The following is an 18,873-nucleotide window of genomic DNA, read 5'->3' on the forward strand; positions in this document are numbered from 1 at the left end:
CAGCCTCGGATCATGTTCACATCGGGTCCCGGCCGATGCAAGCACAAATCGGGGAGATATTTGCCGGCACAAAAAAGGACGGCGGCTCGCGCCGCCGTCCTGTCGGATTGATATCTGCGAGCCTCAGGCCCGACGCGTCAGCACGAAATTCTGGCCGCTGGCGCTGGTGCAGTTGAGCTGGCTGATTGAGACCATCAGGCAGTTGAAGCTGACCGGCGTCTGTCGGATCAGCGAGGTGCCGTGGATCTCGACCGAGGTCGGTCCGGTCAGGGTGTAGCTGCCTTCCGACAGCTTCTGGCCGGTGTCGGTGGCGACAGTGGTGAAGTTGCCGGCCGCGAAGGTCGACAGGCCGGTGCCCTTGGCGTCGATCCAATTGCCCTCGACGCCCTTGGGCGCGGCTGCGCTCGGTGGTTCCGATGGGCCGGTGGTTGTGCAGGCGGCCGCAGCCAGCAGGCTTGCCGCGGCGCCCGCCGAAAGCAGTTTGCGCGCAATGGTCATTTTTGAAAATCCTCTCCTCAGTCCGCTCCCTTCAATCGCCCGATTTCCGGGCGATTGCAAGGCGGTGAGGGTTGTCAAGCTGCTTGCTATCGCACCAGCATGTTGCGGAACTGCCACGGATCGTCCTTGTCCAGATCCTCCGGGAAGAGACCCGGTCGGTTATCGAGTGGCGTCCAGTCGGTGTAATAGCCCCTGACCGGTCCGAGATAAGGCGATTGCACTTCGAGGCAGCGCCGGTAGTCCATCTCGTCGGCCTCGACGATGCCGGCGGTCGGGTTCTCCAGCGCCCAGACCATGCCGGCGAGCACCGCCGAAGTCACCTGCAGCCCAGTGGCGTTCTGGTAAGGAGCGAGCTTGCGGGCCTCGGCCAGCGAGAGCTGCGAGCCGTACCAGTAGGCATTCTTGTCGTGGCCGTAGAGCAGCACGCCGAGTTCGTCGACGCCGTCGACCAACTCGTTCTCGTCAAGCACGTGGTGGACCGGCTGCGGCTTGCCGGCGGCGCCGAACATCTCGTCCAGTGACAGCAAGGCGTCGTTGCAGGGATGGTAGGCGTAGTGGCAGGTCGGGCGGTATTGGACCTTGCCCTTCTTCGAACGCACGGTGAAGAAGTCGGCGATCGAGATCGACTCGTTATGCGTCACCAGCAGGCCGTATTGCGCGCCCGGCGTCGGGCACCAGCTGCGCACGCGCGTGTTGGCGCCGGGCTGCTCCAGATAGATCGCCGCCTTGGAGCCGTGCTTGTGCTTCTTGCCGTTCTTCGGCATCCAGTTTTCATGCGTGCCCCAGCCAAGCTCGGCCGGCTGCAGGCCTTCCGAGATGAAGCCTTCGACCGACCAGGTGTTCCAGAACACATTCATCGGCTTTGGCTTCTTGGTGCGCTGGGTGTCGCGCTCGGCGATGTGGATGCCCTTTACGCCGGCCTTCCTCATCAGCCTGGCCCAGCCCTCGCGGTCTTCCTGCGCGGGTTCCGAAAACTCGAGGCCAAGGTCGGTGGCGAGGTTGACCAGCGCCTTCTTGACGAACCACGAGACCATGCCTGGATTGGCGCCGCAGGTGGAGACCGCTGTCGGGCCGCCGGGCTTGTCGTGCTTTTCCTTGATCATCACCTCGCGCAGCGCGTAGTTGGAGCGGCTGGCATTGTCGGCCTCGGCGTCGAAATAGAAGCCCAGCCACGGCTCGACGACGGTGTCGATGTAAAGCACGCCGAGCTTGCGGCACAATTTCATCAGGTCAACAGAACCGGTGTCGACCGAGAGGTTGACGCAAAAGCCTTGGCCGCCGCCATTGGTCAGAAGCGGCGTGAGCAGCTTCTTGTAATTCTTCTCGGTCACAGCGTCCTGCATGAAGGCGATGCCGCGCTCGTCGAGCAGCTTGCGGTCGGTGTCGAGCGGGTCGATGACCATCATGCGCGACTTGTCGAACTTGAAATGGCGCTCGATCAGCGGCAGCGTTCCCCGCCCGATCGAGCCGAAGCCGATCATCACGACGGGACCGGTGATTTCACCGTAAACGGGCCAGTTTTCATTCGCCATTTTTTCGCACACTCCTTCAAACACGCGCAAAACCGGGCGCCCTTGGCCCGACGGCCAAGCGCTACACCACAGATCATTGTCATAAACCAGCGAAAAGCGCCAACCGCCGGCTAAGCCGTTCTGGGCGTGTGGTTAAGCCGATCCGGACATGCGGTCGAGGAATGCAACCAGCCTGTCGCGGTCGGCGGTGAGACCCTTGTAGTCGAGCTGTTGCTGGTCGAGGGCCAGGAGCTGCTGCGCGAAGGAGGCCGCCAGTGCTGCCCGGTCCGGATGCGCATCAAGCACCTTGAGCGGATCGAGGTGGATGCGGATGGTGAAGAGGATGTCGCGCGACACCGGCAACTTGCGCAGCGTCTGGCGTTCGACGCGGATGAAGGCATGGGCGTTGAGGTCGCCGTCGGGAAAGCGGCTCGGACGGTTGGTGGCGCGGTCGATGCGCTCGACGTTGGAAAGCGGATGATAGAGCGCATCGTTGGCCTGGATCGACCAGTTGAAGCGCTCGACCGCCTGGCCCTGCAGTCCGTCGAACATTCGGTTGATGAGCTCGGCCGGCCGCGTGCCGGGTCCGAAGCCCGGCACCAGCTGGTGGATTTCCTGCAGCGGCTTGCCGAATTTCTCCTGCAGCGACCAGGATGAAGGGAAGCACAGCGAGCCTGCGGCGAGCCGCCAGCCGCGCTCGTCGCGGCGCATCAGGATCAGGTCTTCCTGGACGAGCAGCGAAGCCTTTGCCAGCGGCGCCTCGCGCAAGGCAGGAGGCAGCCCGTCGATCGCTCCCTCGAAACCGACCGGCTCGACATCGGTTCCGTTGCGGCGGTGCGTGACGGGATGCGCGGCTTCGAGATGGGCGACGAGCAGGTCGAGAACTTCGCGCTGGGCGTCGCTTGTGCCGTCTTCCTCGACGAAGACCTTTTCCGGTATTTCCGCATAGAGCCTTTGCTTTTCGCCCAGATGCGGCAGCAGGAACTCGTCGACCTCGATCCAGCGGTCGAAATCGAGCGGCTTCAGCCCGATGGTGAAGAGTTTTGAGGACCCGTCATAGGGCGTATGGGCCGGCTGGCGGATGCCTGTTGGCGTGTTGTCCAGTTTGTGTCTCCCGCGCGGTCAGCCAAGCCGCGCCGGGATCAGCCCGCGCAGCGAGTTGCCGACGAAGATCGCCTTCGCCGCCTTCAAGTCGTCGAAGCTGTAGATCGCTTCCACGGCGCGGCCTTCGTCCAGAAGCGCGCCGCGCAATATTCCAGGCAAAAGGCCGCAGTCGAGGCGGGGCGTGACGAGCGGGCCGTCGCCGAAATCGGCGAAGAGGTTGGTAATGGTGCCCTCGCAGAGTTCGCCGCGCTCGTTGGCTAAAAGCACTTCGTCGGCGCGCGTGGCGAGATATTCCGCGCGGGCATGCTGGTAGGTCTCGCGGCGGCTGGTCTTGTGGCGCAGCAGCATGTTGCCGGAATCGAGCCGGATCCGCGCCAGCTGCAGCCGCCAGACCTTGTCGGCGGGTAATGGTTCGTAAGGCTGCACGGCTGCCGCCGCTTCGCCGTTGTGCTGCAAGGCGAGGCGCACACGCAACGCACTGCCGTGTCCGCCGACGGTGTTAGACAGCACTTCGCCGATGCGTTCGGGATCGCAAGCGAAGCCGAGTTCGGTGGCGGACGCATAAAGCCTGGCGAGGTGGCGCTCAAAGCGCAGGAAGCCGGAACCAGGCTCCCAGCGCATGGTCTCGATCAGCTCGAAGCCGGCACCGTCCCCGTCGCGAAGCGCGCTTTCAACAGACACTCCCGGTACTCCTCCTCGGCGGTGGAATCGAAGACGACGCCGCCGCCGACATTGTAGACCGCCTCGCCGTCGGCAAAGAGCGAGATGGTGCGGATCGCCACCGAAAAACGCATCCTGCCGCCCGGCGCGATCCAGCCGATGGCGCCACAATAGACGTCGCGCGGCGCGCCTTCCAACTCGTGCAGGATTTCCATGGCGCGGATCTTCGGCGCACCGGTGATCGAGCCGCAAGGGAAGAGCGCGGCGAAGACCTGGCGGATGCCGATGTCCGGTAGAAGCTTCGCCCGCACGCGGCTCACCATCTGGTGCACCGTCGGATAGGACTCGATGCGGAACAGTTCCGGCACGTCCAGCGTGCCGACCTCGCTGATCAGCGAGATGTCGTTGCGCAGCAAGTCGACGATCATCCGGTTCTCGGCCTGGTTCTTCTCGTCGTTGCGCAGGAAGGCTTTTAGCCGGGCATCCTCGGCCTTGGTCGCACCGCGCGGCGCGGTGCCCTTCATCGGATGCGTCTCGATCATGCCCTCGGCATCGATCTCGAAGAACAGCTCGGGCGAGCGCGACAGGACGATCGGATCGCTGAGCGAGATCAGCGCGCCATATTTCACCGGTTGGCGTTCGGTCAGCGCGTCGAAGGCCGCAAGCGGATCGCCGGACCATTGCGCGCGGACCGGGAAGGTGAGGTTGCCCTGGTAGCAGTCACCCTTGCGGATGTGGTTGTGAAGGCGCGCGAAGCGGCCGGCATAGTCCTCGGCGGACCACGTTGCCCTTGCATCGAAAATCGGGCCGTTGCTGGCGGATCCCGCATTCTGCGGCGCGGCCTGATCGACGGGCGCATCGAAGATGCCGAGGCAGACCAGCGGCGCGCGGCGGCCTTCGGGCAGCAGCGGCACCAGTTTCGGCTCGAGCAGGTAGCCGGCCTCGTAGGAGAAATAACCCGCCAGCCATTTGCCGGAGTCGGAGGCGGCCTGGGCTCGCTCGAGCGCCGGCACGAACTCCTCCGCAGTGCGCGCGAGAATGATCTCGTGCGGCCGGTCGAACACCAGCTGACGCGCGCTCTCGTCGTTGCGGAAAATGGCTGCGGGCAGGGACATGAGCCTTGGAAGCGGACAATTCAGTCGATCGCTCTATATGGGGGGCCGGCGAGGCGCAATCGAGGGAGCGGCGTCGGGCGGCGCAAAGGCGTCCGGCCCCAATACAAAGACGGCGCCCGGTGGGCGCCGCCTTGTACCAACCAGGAAGATGCTCAGGTGTTGCTTGCGGTTCCAGCCGTCGGGAACTGCCTGGCGAACCCGGCCTCGTCGCCGGCGGCCAGCAGTTTCGCCTGCTCGATCCATTTTTCGCGCGCGATGCGGCCGTCGAAATTGAGCACCTCTTCGATGCGTTTGACGTCGGCGTCGGTCCAGGCGGCGATCTGGGCATAGGTGGTGACGCCCAGGCCCTTGAGCAGCCTCTCGTTGACCGGGCCGATGCCGATGAGGCGGCGCAGATTGTCGGCCTTACCAGTCGCGGCCTTCGGTGCGGCGGTTTTCTTTGCCGCGGGGGCCGCAGCTTTCCTGGGCGCAGCGGCTTTTGCAGCCGGCTTCGGCGCCGCGGCGGTCTTCGCTGCGGCCGGCTTCTTCGCGGCAGCCGGCTTCGCCGGCGCGGCCTTTGCCGGTGTCGCGGCCGTCGGTGTCGAGACCAGCGCCGCCGGGGCCGGCGCGGCGGCCTTGGCGACGCCGGCCTTGGCGGCAGGCGCGTTACGCAGCTGGCTTTCGAGATCGGCACGGGCACGGCCGCAGGCATCGAGCTCGCCCTTCAGCCGATCGCTGTCGGCCTTCAGCCTGTCGCGTTCGCTTCGGGTGCGATCCAGATCGCCACGCAGACTGTCGAGCTCGCCGCGCAGGCGGCCCCAGATGAACCAGCCAACCAGGATACCCACAACGAACGCCAGAAGCATGTAGAAGAAAGTGCTCATTTCCCTCTCCAGTCCGATCCGTCGGCCGCGGCTGGGAGGGCACGCTTGCCGCCAAGGATCGTCAAAGGTTCCGTGTTCGGTGGAACCGCCGGCTTCAATCGAGCCATCGGCGTTCGGCCTTGTCCGGACCGACGGCCATCATCGCATTCGCCGTGGCGGAGCGGCAGGCATCTCTGGCCTGCGCGATGCGTCCGGCTGAGCTTGAGGCCGGACGCTATCATATGGCTTGTCGAAAGCCAGTTGAAAATGCGCCGCAGAGTTATTCAAGAACAGCTATTTAGGGCAAGAATAGTTTCTTGCTAATATGCGTCCTGGCTAAACTATAGATGCCGATGCACAGCTTCGTTGCTGTTCACTTGTCCAGCGCTTCCAACTCGTCGATCAGCGAACCGATCACGCCAAGGCCGATCTGCCAGAACGCGGGATCGGTGGCGTCGAGGCCGAAGGGCGCCAGGAGTTCGGAGTGATGCTTTGTACCGCCGGCGCGCAGCATCTCGAAATACTTCTCCTGAAAGCCGCGCTCGGCATTCTGGTAGACGGCGTAGAGCGAGTTCACCAGGCAATCGCCGAAGGCATAGGCATAGACATAAAAAGGCGAGTGGATGAAGTGCGGGATATAGGTCCAGAAGACCTCGTAGCCGTCGCGCAACTTGATCGCCGGCCCCAGGCTCGCGGCCTGCACCTCCAGCCAGAATTCGCCCAACCTGTCCGAGGTCAGCTCGCCGTTCTTGCGCTCGGTATGCACCTTGCGCTCGAACTCGTAGAAGGCGATCTGGCGCACGACAGTGTTGATCATGTCCTCGACCTTCTGGGCGAGCATGGCCTTGCGCTCGCGTCTGTCGCTGGTCTGCTCGAGCAGGGAGCGGAAGGTCAGCATCTCGCCGAAGACGGAGGCTGTCTCGGCCAGCGTCAGCGGCGTCGAGGCCATCAGGGCGCCCTGGCCGGCGGCCAGCACCTGATGCACGCCATGGCCGAGCTCATGCGCCAGCGTCATCACATCGCGCGGCTTGCCCATATAGTTGAGCAGCACATAAGGATGCGCCGACGGCACGGTCGGATGGGCGAAGGCGCCGGGCGACTTGCCCGGCCGCACCGGCGCGTCGATCCATCTGCGATCGAAGAAGCCGCGTGCGATTTCGGCCATGTCGGGCGAGAAGCGCTGGTAGGCGGAGAGCACCGTGTCCCTGGCGTCATCCCAGCGGATCACCGCCTTCGGCGTCTCCGGCAGCGGCGCGTTGCGGTCCCAGTGGTTCATCACCTCCATGCCGAGCCAGCGCGCCTTCATCGCGTAGTAGCGGTGCGACAGCCGCGGATAGGCCTCGCGCACGGCCGCGGCCAGCGCGTCGACCACGTCGCGCTCGACGCGGTTGGCGAGGTGGCGCGAGTCGGCGATATCCTGGAAGCCGCGCCAGCGGTCGGAAATTTCCTTGTCCTTGGCTAAAGTGTTGGTGATGAGGGTGAAGGTGCGCAGGTTCTTGCGGAACGTTGCCGCGAGCGCCTCTGAGGCGCGGCGGCGCACTTCGCCATCCGTATCCTGCAGCCGATTGAGCGCCGGCTCAAGCGTCAGTTCCTCGCCGTCGACGTCGAAGCGCAGGTCGGTCATCGTCTCGTCGAACAGGCGGTTCCAGGCGCCGCGTCCAGTGACCGACTTTTCGTGGAACAGTTGCTCGACGCGATCCTCGAGCTGGTAGGGTTTGTCCTTCCTGAGGTCGAGCACCCAGGGCCGGTAATGGCCGAAGGCCTTGTCGGCGACCAGAGCGCTTTCGATCGCCGCATCGTCGATCAGGTTGAGCTCGAGCGCGAAGAACAGAAGATGGGCGCTCGCGTCCGTCATCTTTTCCTGGACGTCGCCATAGAGCTTGGCGCGCTGCGGATCGGCGGTGTTGCCGGCATAGACGAGGCCGGCATAGGAGACGATGCGGCCGATCAGTTCCTCGAGCGCCTCATAGGCTTGCAGCGCCTCGCCCAGCCGGCCGGCGCCGCCGCGCCCGGCTTCCGCGGCCAGCGTGCCTTTCCAGCGGGTCTCGAAGGCGACGGCGTCGCGGGCCGCCTTGGCGATATCACGCTTCAGCTCGGGCGCTTCCATGCCTGAATAGAGATCGGCGAGATTCCACTCCGGCAGATCGCCTAGCTCCGCCGCGCCGTGTCCGGACGCTGGCGCCGCAAGCCGCTGACCAAACTCCATGCGCATCAGCAATACCTTTTTTGAATCGATGCCAAATCAGAGGGAAGGAGGAAGCCGGTCAAATCCTAAGGAATTCGTTCACCGGGTTTTTTGAAACCTTATTTAGAACCCTGTGCCAAGATGATCCATGCGGATTTTCTCGGGCGGACAACTCGAACAGTCATGACAGGTTCCATACTCATAGTCGATGACGATCCGGTGCAGCGCAGGCTGGTCGAGGCCGCGCTGACCAAGTTTGGCCACACAGCGATTGTCACCGATAGCGGCAATGCCGGCCTCGACGTGCTCGACGGGCCGAACGCGCGCGAGGTCTCCGTCGTCATTCTCGACCTCGTCATGCCCGGTCTCGACGGCATCGGCGTGCTGAAGGCGATGCGCGAGCGCGCCATCAACATTCCCGTCATCGTTCAGACGGCCCAGGGCGGCATCGAGACGGTCGTCTCGGCGATGCGGCACGGCGCCTTCGACTTCGTCGTCAAGCCGGCGTCGCCCGACAGGCTGCAGACCGCGATCTCCAACGCGCTTAAGGTGGAAGCCGTCGAGGACGAGATGAAGCGCACGTCGCGGCGGCGCGGCGGCGGCCATCTCACCTTCAAGGACATGATCACGCGCAGCCCGGCAATGGACCGGGTGATACGCCTCGGGCAGAAGGCGGCGGCCTCCAACATCCCGATCCTGATCGAGGGCGAGTCCGGCGTCGGCAAGGAACTGGTGGCGCGCGCCATCCAGGGCAGCGGCGATCGCCGTTCGAAGCCCTTCGTCACCGTCAATTGCGGCGCCATCCCGGACAATCTCGTCGAATCGATCCTGTTCGGCCACGAGAAGGGCTCCTTCACCGGCGCCACCGAGAAGCATGCGGGCAAATTCGTCGAGGCGAATTCCGGCACGCTGTTCCTCGACGAGATCGGCGATCTGCCGCTCGATGTCCAGGTCAAGCTGCTGCGCGCCGTGCAGGAGGGCGAGGTCGATCCGGTCGGCGGCCGCTCGACCGTCAAGGTCGATATAAGGCTGATCTCGGCCACGCACCGGAACCTTCTGCAGCAGGTCAAGGACGGCAAGTTCCGCGAGGACCTGTTCTACCGGCTGAACGTCTACCCGATCTTCGTGCCGCCGCTGCGCGACCGCCGCGACGACATCCCCCATCTGGTCCGGCATTTCATGGAAAAAGTGGCGCCGTCCGATCCGCGCCGCCGCCTTGCCGGCATATCGGCGCCAGCGCTTGCCATGCTGCAGGCCTATGACTGGCCGGGCAACATCCGACAGCTGGAAAATGCGGTGTTCAGGGCCTCGGTGCTGGCCGAGGGCGATGTGCTGACCGAAGAGGAATTCCCGCAAATCCGCGCGCAGGTGGAAGGAACGGTAGATCTCGAAGCCGAACCGGTATCCGCCACCGCCGAAGCGATTGCCGACGTGTTTCCGCAGGCGGACGAGACCGTTGCCGACGCAACAGGGCCCGCCTCATCCGACAGTGAGGCGCCGGCCAGGTTGCAGCCGCGGTTCGGAACGCTTCGTGCTCTCGACGAGCGCGGCAATGTGCGGGCGCTGGCCGATGTCGAGCTCGAGATGATCAGGCTGGCGATCGACCATTACAATGGCCAGATGAGCGAAGTCGCGCGCCGTTTGGGCATCGGCCGCTCGACTCTCTACCGCAAGTTGAAGGAATATGGCATTGATCCCGAAGCTGGTCGCGTCGACCGGCTTGCCTCGTGACAGGCAAGCCTTGAACTAGCTTGCGCGCCTAAAATCCGAGTTAAATTGTCGCTTTTGACCTGAAAACGCAGGGTTTTCAGCGGTTGGCGTTGCCGGAGATCACGCATTAACGCTAATGGTAACAGATCGTGTTCTGGCGGAGGCCGGATTCTTGATCTAAACCAGCGGTTTACCACGAAATGCTGTGCATCATTTTTGACGGGATATCGCCACGGTGTTACCGCATTTCGGCTTCAATAAACGATGATTAACCATTAGGATCGATATTCGGATGTGAAAGCGACGCATCCGTTTGGTCAAATCCGGGGACAAACGGCAGCCTGAAAGCCATTTGATTTGAACAAAGTCGAACGACACACAAACGGGCGGCATTTTCACATGAGCGTCTGGCCGAGGTGGCTGACGTTTGTGATTTTGGCTGTCGGGTTTTTGTCCGCGGCAATGTCGGGCGCCAGGGCTGAGGTTCGTACGCTCAAGCTCTATCACCTGCACACGCACGAGAAGGCCGAGATCGTCTACAAGCGCAATGGCCGCTACGATCCGGAAGGCCTGCGCAAGATCAACATCATCCTGCGCGACTGGCGCCGCAACGAGCCGACGAAGATGGACCCGCGGCTCCTCGACCTCGTCTGGGAAGCTTATCGCGAAGCCGGCGCGACCGACTATATCCAGGTCGTCTGCGGCTATCGCTCGCCGTCGACCAACGCGATGCTGCGTTCGCGCAGCCGCGGCGTCGCCGAGAAGAGCCAGCACATGCTGGGCAAGGCGATGGACTTCTACATTCCTGGCGTGCCGCTGAAGAAGCTGCGCAACATCGGCCTCAAGATGCAGGGCGGCGGCGTCGGCTACTACCCGACCTCCGGCTCACCCTTCGTCCACATGGATGTCGGCAATGTGCGCCACTGGCCGGGCATCAGCCGCCAGGAGCTGGTCAGCCTTTTCCCGAACGGCAAGACGCTGCATGTGCCGAGCGACGGCAGGCCGCTGCCCGGCTATGAGCAGGCGGTGGCCGCCTACCAAGCGCGCAAGGGCGCGGGCACCCCGAACATCGAACTGGCCAGCGCCGGCGGCTCGACCAAGCGGTCCGGCGGATTGCTTGCCGCCTTGTTCGGCGGTGGCGCCGACGAGGCAGACGACGCTGCCGATACCGGTGACAGCGGTGGTGCGTCCCAGGCGAAGGCCGTGAAGCAGGTCCAGGTCGCGAGCGTCGCGACGGCCCGCAACAGCAATCTCCCAGGCATCGCGATCGTTTCGCCGAAGGACGCGAAGCGCGCCAACGTCCCGCAGATCGCGGATGACAGCGCCGACGATTCGCAGCAGCCGCAGCAGGATACGCCGGAGACGATCATCGCCGCTCTGCCGCCCAAGGAAATCCCGCTGCCCGATTTCGCGCCGCGTCCGAAGGTCGATGTCGGCCAGCAGACGCCGCAGAACGTGCCGTTCGCCGTGGCGGACGCCTCGGCGACGACCGAGCAGGCGGTTTCGACGGCGCAGGCGCCCGTGCCTGACAAAGTTCCGTTCGGCGCTGCCAGCGCGGCCGAGGCCGCGGGCACTGATCCGGCGCAGGTGGCGGTCAACAACATTCCGCTGCCGACCTGGCGCCCCGATCGCTCGACGCCGGCCGAGCTGGCATCGAAGGATAAGAACGTGCTTCTGGCGCTGGCCGAAACGGCTTCGCAGGACAAGAGCGCGACCGACGCGTTCTCCGTGCTGCCGTCCGCCCGGCCGCAGCCCGGCAAGCAGGATGAGGTCAAGGCCGTTCTCGAACAGGCCAACGCGACCGTTGAGGCCGGCGGCGTTGGCGCCGAATACCAGCTTGCGTCGCTGACGCAACCGGAGCCGCGTTCGGCGTTCAACGATCCCTCGGATGCAGATGCGGCCTCGCCGCGCAAGGTCATCGCCGCACTTCCGGCAGGGGCCGATCCTTCGCAGGCGATCGGCGGCAGTGTAAAGACGACAGCCAAGGAAGCCAGGGCGTCCGCTCACGATCTGAAGCCGGGACCGAAGGCCATGGTGGTGGCGGCAGCGCCGCAGGCCGCGCGGTGGGCGCTGGGCAGCGGCGTGAACATTGCTTCGGTTTCCGATCCGACGACGGCTCCGCGCTATGCCTATAACATCGTGCATACGCCGCCGAGCGAGGTGTACACCGCCGGCTTCCAAACGGATGGCGGGATGCAAGATGCCAGCCGTTTCAGCGGCAACGCGGTCAAGTTCCTGTCGGTCGCCCGTTTCCAGACGAAATAGCGATCCCGCCAGACACCGGAGAAGCCGCGTTGCAGGACAACGCGGCTTTTGTTTTTCATCCCTGAAGGCCTGTTTGATCGCCAGGTCTTCCCGCTTCGTCTAATGGTAGGACAGCGCCCTTTGAAGGCGTGAATCGTGGTTCGAATCCATGAGCGGGAACCAGCCCTCGGTTGGCGTTATTAGGCATTGCGCGAGGTACATCGGCTTGAGTTTCCCGTGAGGAGGCCGGCGCAAGCCGGCCGGCTTGCTCAGTCGACTTCCAGCGTGGGCGCTTCACCCTTGGCAAGAAGCCGCGCGGCGTCGCGCGCGGGCGGCAGGCCGAACTGGCGCGCATATTCGCGGCTGAACTGGGAAGCGCTTTCGTAGCCGACGCTGAAGGCGACCTGCGCGGCGTTGCCCGGTTGCGCGATCAGCAAATGGCGCGCCTCCAGCAGGCGGAGCTGCTTCTGATACTGGATCGGGCTCATCGCCGTTGCCGTCTTGAAGTGGCGATGAAAAGCGGCATTGCTCATATGCGACAGGGCGGCCAGTTCGCTCACATCGATCGGCTCGTTGTAATGCGCCCGGATCCAGGCGGTGGCCCGGCGGATCCGCGACAGGCGGCCATCGGCGAGCGCGAGCTGGCGCAGCTTTTCGCCCTGCGGGCCCTGCAAGAGCCTGAAGGCGATCTCCCGTTCGAGCATGGGCGCGAGAACCGGTATCTCGGCCGGCTTGTCGAGCAGCCGCAGCATCCGGCGCCAGGCGTCGAGCAGCAAGTCATCGACCTGATTGGTCGCGAACCTATCGCCGTCGATCGCCGGCTTGTGGTCGATGAGCAGGCCGGCGATAAGCTCGGTATCGAGCGCGAAGGCGATGGCCGTGTAAGGCTGCGCGACGCTCGCCTCGATCAGCTGGCTGGTTGCGGGTGTCTCGACCGCATAGACGAAATAGCTGCCGGCGCTGTAGGCGAGCGTGCGGTCGCCGATCAGCACCGTTTTGGTCCCCTGCAGGACAAACAGGGTGGTCGGCTGGCAAAGCTCCGGCAGCGGCGGCGTCGGAACCTCGCTGCGCCCGATCGTGACCCGCGGAATGGCCGTCTTCGTCCGGCGTCCGCGTGCATGGCGGCCGGCGATCGCGATCAATTCCCGAAGCGCTTCGTTCATCGGTTCAGCATTGCCGATCCGCGGCGGCCAAGCAACCAAGCAAGGCGCTGACGCGCCCGCGAAGACGCGCACTTGGTGACGCGAAGACGCGCACCTGGGTGACGCGAAGACGCGCACCTGGGTGACGCGAAGACGCGCACCTGGGTGACGCTAAGACGCGCATCTGGGTGACGCGAAGACGCGCACCTGAGAGGATTAGGCAAGAGGCTGAGAGCTTTTGGCGCGCGAAGCGAGACGGTTCACGTCATTTCTAGGTCACCGAACAGGAGACATGGATATGACGACGAGAAAGAACGCGCTGGTGACCGGCGCCAACAAGGGCATCGGCCGTGAGACGGTTCGGCGGCTGGCGGCTCTGGATTACAAGGTGTGGCTCGGCGCGCGCGACGCCGAGCGTGGCGAGACCGCGGCTCACGCGTTGCGCGGCGAGGGGCTGGACGTCGAGTGGCTCGCGCTCGACGTCGCCAGCGACGACAGCGTGGCGGCCGCGGTCAAAGCCGTCGCGGCGCGGACGCCTGGCCTGGACGTTCTGGTCAACAATGCCGGCATCGCGCCCGGCTATGTCGAGGCGCTCGGCCCGGACGGCCGCTATGAACGGTCGCCGAGCCGCGAGAGTGTCGCTGACATGAAAGCCACCTATGACGTGAACGTCTTCGGTCCGGTGCGGGTCACGCAGGCATTCCTGCCGCTGCTCCTTGCATCGCCCACTTCACGTATCGTCATGGTGAGCAGCTATCTCGGATCGCTGGCGCGTGCGGCCGGCAACAGCCAGTCGCCCAATGTCATGGGCTATGGCAGCTCGAAGACCGCTCTCAACGCCATTACGCTTTCCTTCGCCAGGGAACTCGCGCCGCACGGCATCATGGTCAACGCAGCCGCCCCCGGCTACACCGCGACCGACCTCAACGCGCACAGAGGCGGCCGCACGGTGCAGCAGGCGGCCGAGATCATCGTGCGGCTGGCGACGCTGGAGCCGGGCGGACCGACGGGCGGCTATTTCGATGAGAACGGCGCGCTGCCCTGGTGAAAGCGCTGATTACGTCTTGAGCTTGCTCGCCTCACGCGCCAGCGCTTCGATCTCGTCCCACTTGCCGGCCTTGATGAGATCGTCGGGCGCCACCCAGGAGCCGCCGACGCAGATGACGTTGGGCAGGCTCAGATAGTCGGCGGCGTTCTTGGCCGTTACGCCGCCGGTCGGGCAGAACTTCACGTCGGCGAGCGGCGAGGCGAAAGCTTTCAACGACGCGATGCCGCCGGACTGCTCGGCCGGGAAGAATTTCAGGAAGCGCAGGCCGGCTTCGCGCGCGGCCATGATCTCGCCGGGCGTGATGGCGCCGGGCAGCAGCGGCACGGGGCTGTCCTTGGCCGCGTCGAGAAGCTGGCTGGTAATGCCCGGGCTGACGATGAATTTCGAGCCGGCGCGGGCCGCTTCGTCGAACTGCCTGGCATCGAGAATGGTGCCGGCGCCGACGACCGCGTCCTCGACTTCGGCCGCGACGCGGCGGATCGCCTCCAGCGCGTCAGCGGTGCGCAGCGTGATCTCGATGGCCCGCAAACCACCGCGCGACAAAGCACGAGCAAGCGGCACGGCATCGGCAACATTGGCGATCTTCAGCACCGGGACAACCGGTTGACCGTTGAGGAGCGACAGGAGCTTTTCGGTCTTGCTGGTCATGCGCTGGTCTCCATTTCGATCCGTTTTAAACCGATTAGCAGAAGGAATATGCCAAGTCCACGAAGCCCGCCGTGTCGCGATGCCGCGCACCTGACCGCTCTTCCTGCTTTGCCTTGAAACGGCTTTCAGCACGGTCTAGTGGCATAGCCATGACAACGACAACACAAAATCCGTTTCAGGTCGCCGCGCTCTACAAATTCGCGCGGCTCGACGGATACGAAGCCCTGCGCACGCCGCTCGCCGCCTTTTGTTGCGGGCGCGGCATCAAGGGCACGCTGCTTCTGGCGCATGAAGGCATCAACGGCACCGTTGCCGGCAGCGAGGAAGCGATCGCGGGGCTGATGGATCATCTCGAAGCCATCGAAGGCCTTGCCGGGCTGGAAGTCAAATACAGCAGCGCCGCCGAGATGCCGTTCCACCGCATGAAGGTGCGGCTGAAGCGCGAGATCGTCACCATGGGCGTCGAGGACATCGATCCGGCGACCAGCGCCGGCGCCTATGTCGCGCCGGCCGACTGGAACGCGCTGATCTCGGATGCGGACACCGTCGTCATCGACACGCGCAACGCCTATGAGGTCTCGCTCGGCACCTTCAAGGGCGCGGTCGATCCCAAGACCACCAGCTTCCGCGAGTTCCCGGCCTGGGTGGAAGAGCACCGTGAAGAGCTCGAAGGCCGCAAGGTGGCGATGTTCTGCACCGGCGGCATTCGCTGCGAGAAAGCGACGGCCTATGTGAAGTCGCTCGGCCTCAAAGATATCTTCCATCTCAAGGGCGGTATCCTGAAATATCTCGAAGAGGTGCCGGCCGAAGAGAGCCTCTGGCAGGGCGAGTGCTTTGTGTTCGACGAGCGGGTGTCCGTCTCGCATGGCCTGACCGAGGGCGAAGCGGAGCTCTGCCGCGCCTGCCGCCACCCGCTGACCGTCGAGGACCGGCTGTCGCCGAAATACGCAATCGGCGTCTCCTGCCCGCATTGTTTTGAAACGCGCTCCGACGAGGATCGAGAGCGCTATGCCGAACGGCATCGCCAGGTGGAGCTGGCGCAAGCGCGCGGCGGGAAGCGCCATATCGGCAGCTAGGGCGGCCTGCGACCGAAAAGCCGCCCGTCATTGTAATGTCAAAGCGCGGGGCCTACGTCTTGCCGGTCCGAAACCCTGCCCGGGCGCATTCGGCCGGGCCAATTCTGGAGGCACTGATGCTCGACCCCAAGAAGCTGCTCGACGACCTTCTCGGCTCGCAAATCCCTGGGACCGGCTCGACCGTGCGCGACAAGGCGGGGCAGGCGGTGCAGATGGCGAAGGACAATCCGCTGGCCGCCGGCGCGCTGGCGGCCGTGCTGCTCGGCACAGGCACCGGCCGGCAGGTTACGGGCGCGGCCATCAAGCTCGGCGGCCTGGCGGCGATCGGCGGCCTCGCCTACAAAGCCTATCAGAATTACAAGGCCGGCAACGAGCCGGCGCAGGCGCCCGCGTCCGGCGAGCCTGAACTGCTGCCGCCGCCCGCCGATACCGCCTTCGATCCCGCGCAGGCGCCGCAAGGCGAGGCCGAGTTCACGCTGACCTTGGTCCGGGCGATGATCTCTGCGGCGAAGGCCGACGGTCATGTCGACGACGAAGAGCGCAAGAAGATCGCCGACAAGCTCAAGCTCGCCGGCATCGGCGCTGAAGCGGAAAAATTCCTGCTTGCCGAGCTCGATAGACCGCTCGATCTCGACACGCTGGTTGCCGGCGCCAAGACCGATGCGCAGAAGCTCGAGCTCTACACCGCCTCGCGTCTGACCATCGATCCTGACACCCGCGCCGAGCGCGGCTATCTCGACCTGCTTGCCGGCCGGCTCGGCCTGCCGGATGCCCTGGTCGATCATGTCGAAGCGACGGTTTCGGCGGCCAAGGTGCCGGCCGGGAGCGCGCCCGGTTCGCCGTGGTGAACAAGCGTTGGTAAACGCCAGCCGGCGACGCCTTGCCGATCGCTAATCTCTCGTTAACCCAGAAAGCGCATCATTCTAACCAGTCGGACCGGCTTTTCCTCCTCCCAAGCGCGGTTCAGATCGGGGCGGTCGCCAATGGCCGCCCTTTTTGTTGGCCCTTTCTTTATCGCCAACAGCGGCTTGCCTTGATCCCTGGCATTTGCGATGCCACGTCTTTGCATGCATGACCGGGAGGACGGCGATGACCGCCATAGCAGAGAAGACCGCTATCGTGACCGGCGCCGGCACCGGCATCGGCAAGAGCGTCGCCACGGCGCTGCTCAAGGCCGGCTGGAACACGGTGTTCTGCGGGCGCCGCAAGGCGGTTCTGGAGGAGGCGATCGCCGAGGCGGGCAAGACGCAGGCCAAGGCATTGGCCGTCGCCTGCGACATCAGCAAGGCCGGCGAGGTCGACGACATGTTCGAGACCGTGCTCGAGGCCTTCGGCCGCGTCGACCTGCTCTTCAACAATGCCGGCATGGGTTACAAGTCGACACTGATCGACGAAATTCCGGTCGAGGTCTGGAACGACGTCGTCGGCGTCAATCTCACCGGCTCGTTCCTGTGCGCCCGCGCCGCCTTCGGCGCCATGCGCCGGCAAAAGCCGATGGGCGGCCGCATCATCAACAACGGCTCGGTGTCGGCCTACGCGCCGCGCCCCGGCTCCGCGCCCTATACGGCGACCAAGCACGCCATCACCGGGCTCACCAAGACGCTGGCGCTCGACGGCCGGCCCTTCGACATCGCCTGCGGCCAGATCGACATCGGCAATGCACTGACCGAGATGGCGCAGCCGATGACGGTCGGCGTGCCGCAGGCCAATGGCTCGATCGCCGCCGAGGCGGTGATGGACGTGCAGCGCGTCGCCGACGCGGTGCTGCACATGGCCAGCCTGCCGCTCGACGCCAATGTGCTGTTCATGACGGTGATGGCGACGAAGATGCCGTTCGTCGGGCGCGGATAGGCGCCTAACGGGTCACTTCTTCAGAAACGCCTCGATCCGCTCAAGCGCGCGCAGGATGTTCTCCTCGGAATTGGCGTAGGACAGCCGGATGTAGCCTTCGCCGAGCACGCCGAAGTCGGGGCCGCCGATCAGCGCAACGCCTGCATCCTCCAGCAGCGCCGAGGCAAGCTTCTTGGCCTTCCAGCCGGTCTTCGAAACGTTGGGGAAGGCGTAGAACGCGCCTTTCGGCGTGATGCAGGAAATGCCGGGCAGCGCGTTCAGCCCCTCGACCACGATCTTCCTGCGGTTGTCGAAGGCGCGCATCATCTTGTCGACATCGTCCTGCGGGCCGTCGATCGCGGCGACCCCGGCAAACTGGCTCGGCGCGTTGACACAGGACCAGCAGTTCACCGCCAGCTTGCGCACCTTGTCGTAGAGATAGGCGCCCTTGTCGCCGTTCGGCCAGATCGACCAGCCCATGCGCCAGCCGGTCATCGCCCACGTCTTCGACCAGCCGTTGAGCACGATCAGGCGGTCGCGGATTTCGGGGAAGTTGAGCAGCGAGCAGTGGGTCTCGCCGTCATAGGTCATGACGTCGTAGATCTCGTCCGACATGATGGCGACGTCAGGGTGCTTCTCCAGGCCCTTGACCAGCTTCTCGATCTCGGCGCGGGGCGTGACGCCACCGGTCGGATTGGCGGGCGAGTTGAGGATGAGCAGCCTGGTCTTCGGCGTGATCAGCGCCAGCGTCTCGTCGGCCGAGAAGGCAAAGCCGTTCTCCTCGCGGATCGGCACCGGCACCGGCGTGGCGCCGGTGAACTCGATCATCGAGCGATAGATCGGGAATCCGGGATCTGGATAGAGGATCTCGGTGCCGGCCTCGCCGAACATCAGGATCGCGGCGAACATGGTCGGCTTGCCGCCGGGCAGGATCATCACATTCTCGGGCGAAACCTCGACGCCGGTGGTGGTCAGCGTGCGGCGCACGACGGCCTCGCGTGTGGCCAAAAGGCCGTTGGCCGGCGTGTAGCCGTGGTGGCCGTCGCGCAGCGCCTTGATCGCCGCCTCGACGATGTGCTGCGGCGTCTTGAAGTCGGGCTGGCCGATGCCGAGATTGATGACGTCGCGTCCCTGATGGGCAAGTGCTGTGGCCCTCGCCAGCACCGCAAAGGCATTTTCCTCGCCGAGACGATCGAAGGCCGCGATGGTGTGGAGCATTTTTCCCGTCCCTGTGGTTCTTTCTGTGAGCGAGCGTTTTTG

Annotated in this window: 16 protein-coding genes and 1 tRNA gene; 7 read left to right on the forward strand and 10 right to left on the reverse strand. The window is 64.8% G+C overall.

The features are described 5' to 3' along the window. Positions 1 to 123 precede the first annotated feature (123 nt). The 7 genes from CK230_RS10445 to CK230_RS10475 all read right to left on the reverse strand — a co-directional run bounded on the left by CK230_RS10445 (position 124) and on the right by CK230_RS10475 (position 7,942). Positions 124 to 498, reverse strand: coding sequence for a hypothetical protein (locus CK230_RS10445; RefSeq protein WP_095817102.1), 375 nt, complete (start codon positions 496 to 498; stop codon positions 124 to 126). A gap of 86 nt (positions 499 to 584) precedes the next feature. Continuing rightward, the gene (locus CK230_RS10450) at positions 585 to 2,030 is read right to left on the reverse strand and encodes a homospermidine synthase (protein ID WP_095817103.1); all 1,446 of its coding nucleotides are present in this window, start codon (positions 2,028 to 2,030) and stop codon (positions 585 to 587) included. Positions 2,031 to 2,162: 132 nt separating this feature from the next. Beyond that, positions 2,163 to 3,092: a DUF3445 domain-containing protein gene (locus CK230_RS10455; protein ID WP_095817104.1), complete on the reverse strand. Its 930-nt coding sequence runs from the start codon at positions 3,090 to 3,092 to the stop codon at positions 2,163 to 2,165. A gap of 39 nt (positions 3,093 to 3,131) precedes the next feature. Then, on the reverse strand, positions 3,132 to 3,794 hold the full coding sequence (locus CK230_RS10460; RefSeq protein ID WP_095817105.1) for an aminotransferase class IV family protein: 663 nt from the start codon (positions 3,792 to 3,794) through the stop codon (positions 3,132 to 3,134). Continuing rightward, entirely contained in the window at positions 3,743 to 4,888 is a 1,146-nt protein-coding gene (locus CK230_RS10465; protein ID WP_095817106.1) for an aminodeoxychorismate synthase component I, read from the reverse strand. The genes CK230_RS10460 and CK230_RS10465 overlap by 52 nt, the downstream gene beginning before the upstream one ends. Before the next feature lie 152 nt (positions 4,889 to 5,040). Further along, entirely contained in the window at positions 5,041 to 5,751 is a 711-nt protein-coding gene (locus tag CK230_RS10470) for a proton-conducting membrane transporter (RefSeq protein WP_095817107.1), read from the reverse strand. Positions 5,752 to 6,103: 352 nt separating this feature from the next. Continuing rightward, entirely contained in the window at positions 6,104 to 7,942 is a 1,839-nt protein-coding gene (locus CK230_RS10475) for a M3 family oligoendopeptidase (RefSeq protein ID WP_176480069.1), read from the reverse strand. Between the two features lie 156 nt (positions 7,943 to 8,098). On the opposite strand from CK230_RS10475, the gene CK230_RS10480 reads away from it, so the two are divergent. From CK230_RS10480 to CK230_RS10490, 3 genes are all read left to right on the forward strand, one after another. Continuing rightward, the gene (locus CK230_RS10480; protein WP_095817108.1) at positions 8,099 to 9,646 is read left to right on the forward strand and encodes a sigma-54 dependent transcriptional regulator; all 1,548 of its coding nucleotides are present in this window, start codon (positions 8,099 to 8,101) and stop codon (positions 9,644 to 9,646) included. Between the two features lie 378 nt (positions 9,647 to 10,024). Then, positions 10,025 to 11,890 carry a DUF882 domain-containing protein gene (locus CK230_RS10485; protein ID WP_095817109.1) on the forward strand — a complete coding sequence of 622 codons (1,866 nt, stop codon included), beginning with the start codon at positions 10,025 to 10,027 and terminating at the stop codon, positions 11,888 to 11,890. Between the two features lie 88 nt (positions 11,891 to 11,978). Continuing rightward, a tRNA-Gln gene (locus CK230_RS10490) sits at positions 11,979 to 12,052 on the forward strand. Positions 12,053 to 12,138: 86 nt separating this feature from the next. On the opposite strand, the gene CK230_RS10495 is transcribed toward CK230_RS10490, so the two are convergent. Further along, positions 12,139 to 13,032 (reverse strand): AraC family transcriptional regulator, encoded by an 894-nt coding sequence (locus tag CK230_RS10495; RefSeq protein ID WP_095817475.1) that lies wholly within the window; start codon positions 13,030 to 13,032, stop codon positions 12,139 to 12,141. A 277-nt stretch (positions 13,033 to 13,309) separates the two neighbouring features. Here CK230_RS10495 and CK230_RS10500 point away from each other — a divergent pair, with 277 nt between their 5' ends. Continuing rightward, complete coding sequence (locus CK230_RS10500; protein ID WP_095817476.1) at positions 13,310 to 14,059, forward strand: SDR family oxidoreductase; 750 nt, start codon at positions 13,310 to 13,312, stop codon at positions 14,057 to 14,059. Positions 14,060 to 14,068: 9 nt separating this feature from the next. Here the strand turns inward: CK230_RS10500 and CK230_RS10505 are convergent, their stop codons facing one another. Then, complete coding sequence (locus tag CK230_RS10505) at positions 14,069 to 14,707, reverse strand: 2-dehydro-3-deoxy-phosphogluconate aldolase (protein ID WP_095817110.1); 639 nt, start codon at positions 14,705 to 14,707, stop codon at positions 14,069 to 14,071. A gap of 149 nt (positions 14,708 to 14,856) precedes the next feature. Here CK230_RS10505 and CK230_RS10510 point away from each other — a divergent pair, with 149 nt between their 5' ends. The 3 genes from CK230_RS10510 (at position 14,857) to CK230_RS10520 (ending at position 17,634) form a co-directional block, all read left to right on the forward strand. Next, positions 14,857 to 15,783, forward strand: a complete 927-nt coding sequence (locus tag CK230_RS10510; RefSeq protein ID WP_095817111.1) for a rhodanese-related sulfurtransferase — start codon at positions 14,857 to 14,859, stop codon at positions 15,781 to 15,783. A gap of 116 nt (positions 15,784 to 15,899) precedes the next feature. Continuing rightward, the gene (locus tag CK230_RS10515) at positions 15,900 to 16,631 is read left to right on the forward strand and encodes a tellurite resistance TerB family protein (RefSeq protein WP_095817477.1); all 732 of its coding nucleotides are present in this window, start codon (positions 15,900 to 15,902) and stop codon (positions 16,629 to 16,631) included. Between the two features lie 241 nt (positions 16,632 to 16,872). Next, a complete protein-coding gene (locus CK230_RS10520; RefSeq protein ID WP_095817478.1) occupies positions 16,873 to 17,634 on the forward strand; it encodes an SDR family oxidoreductase in 762 nt (253 codons plus the stop codon). 12 nt (positions 17,635 to 17,646) lie between these two features. Here CK230_RS10520 and CK230_RS10525 read toward each other — a convergent pair whose 3' ends face one another. After that, on the reverse strand, positions 17,647 to 18,831 hold the full coding sequence (locus CK230_RS10525) for a pyridoxal phosphate-dependent aminotransferase (RefSeq protein WP_095817112.1): 1,185 nt from the start codon (positions 18,829 to 18,831) through the stop codon (positions 17,647 to 17,649). Positions 18,832 to 18,873 lie beyond the last annotated feature (42 nt).

This window comes from Mesorhizobium sp. WSM3859, assembly GCF_002295065.1.
Lineage (GTDB): Bacteria > Pseudomonadota > Alphaproteobacteria > Rhizobiales > Rhizobiaceae > Mesorhizobium.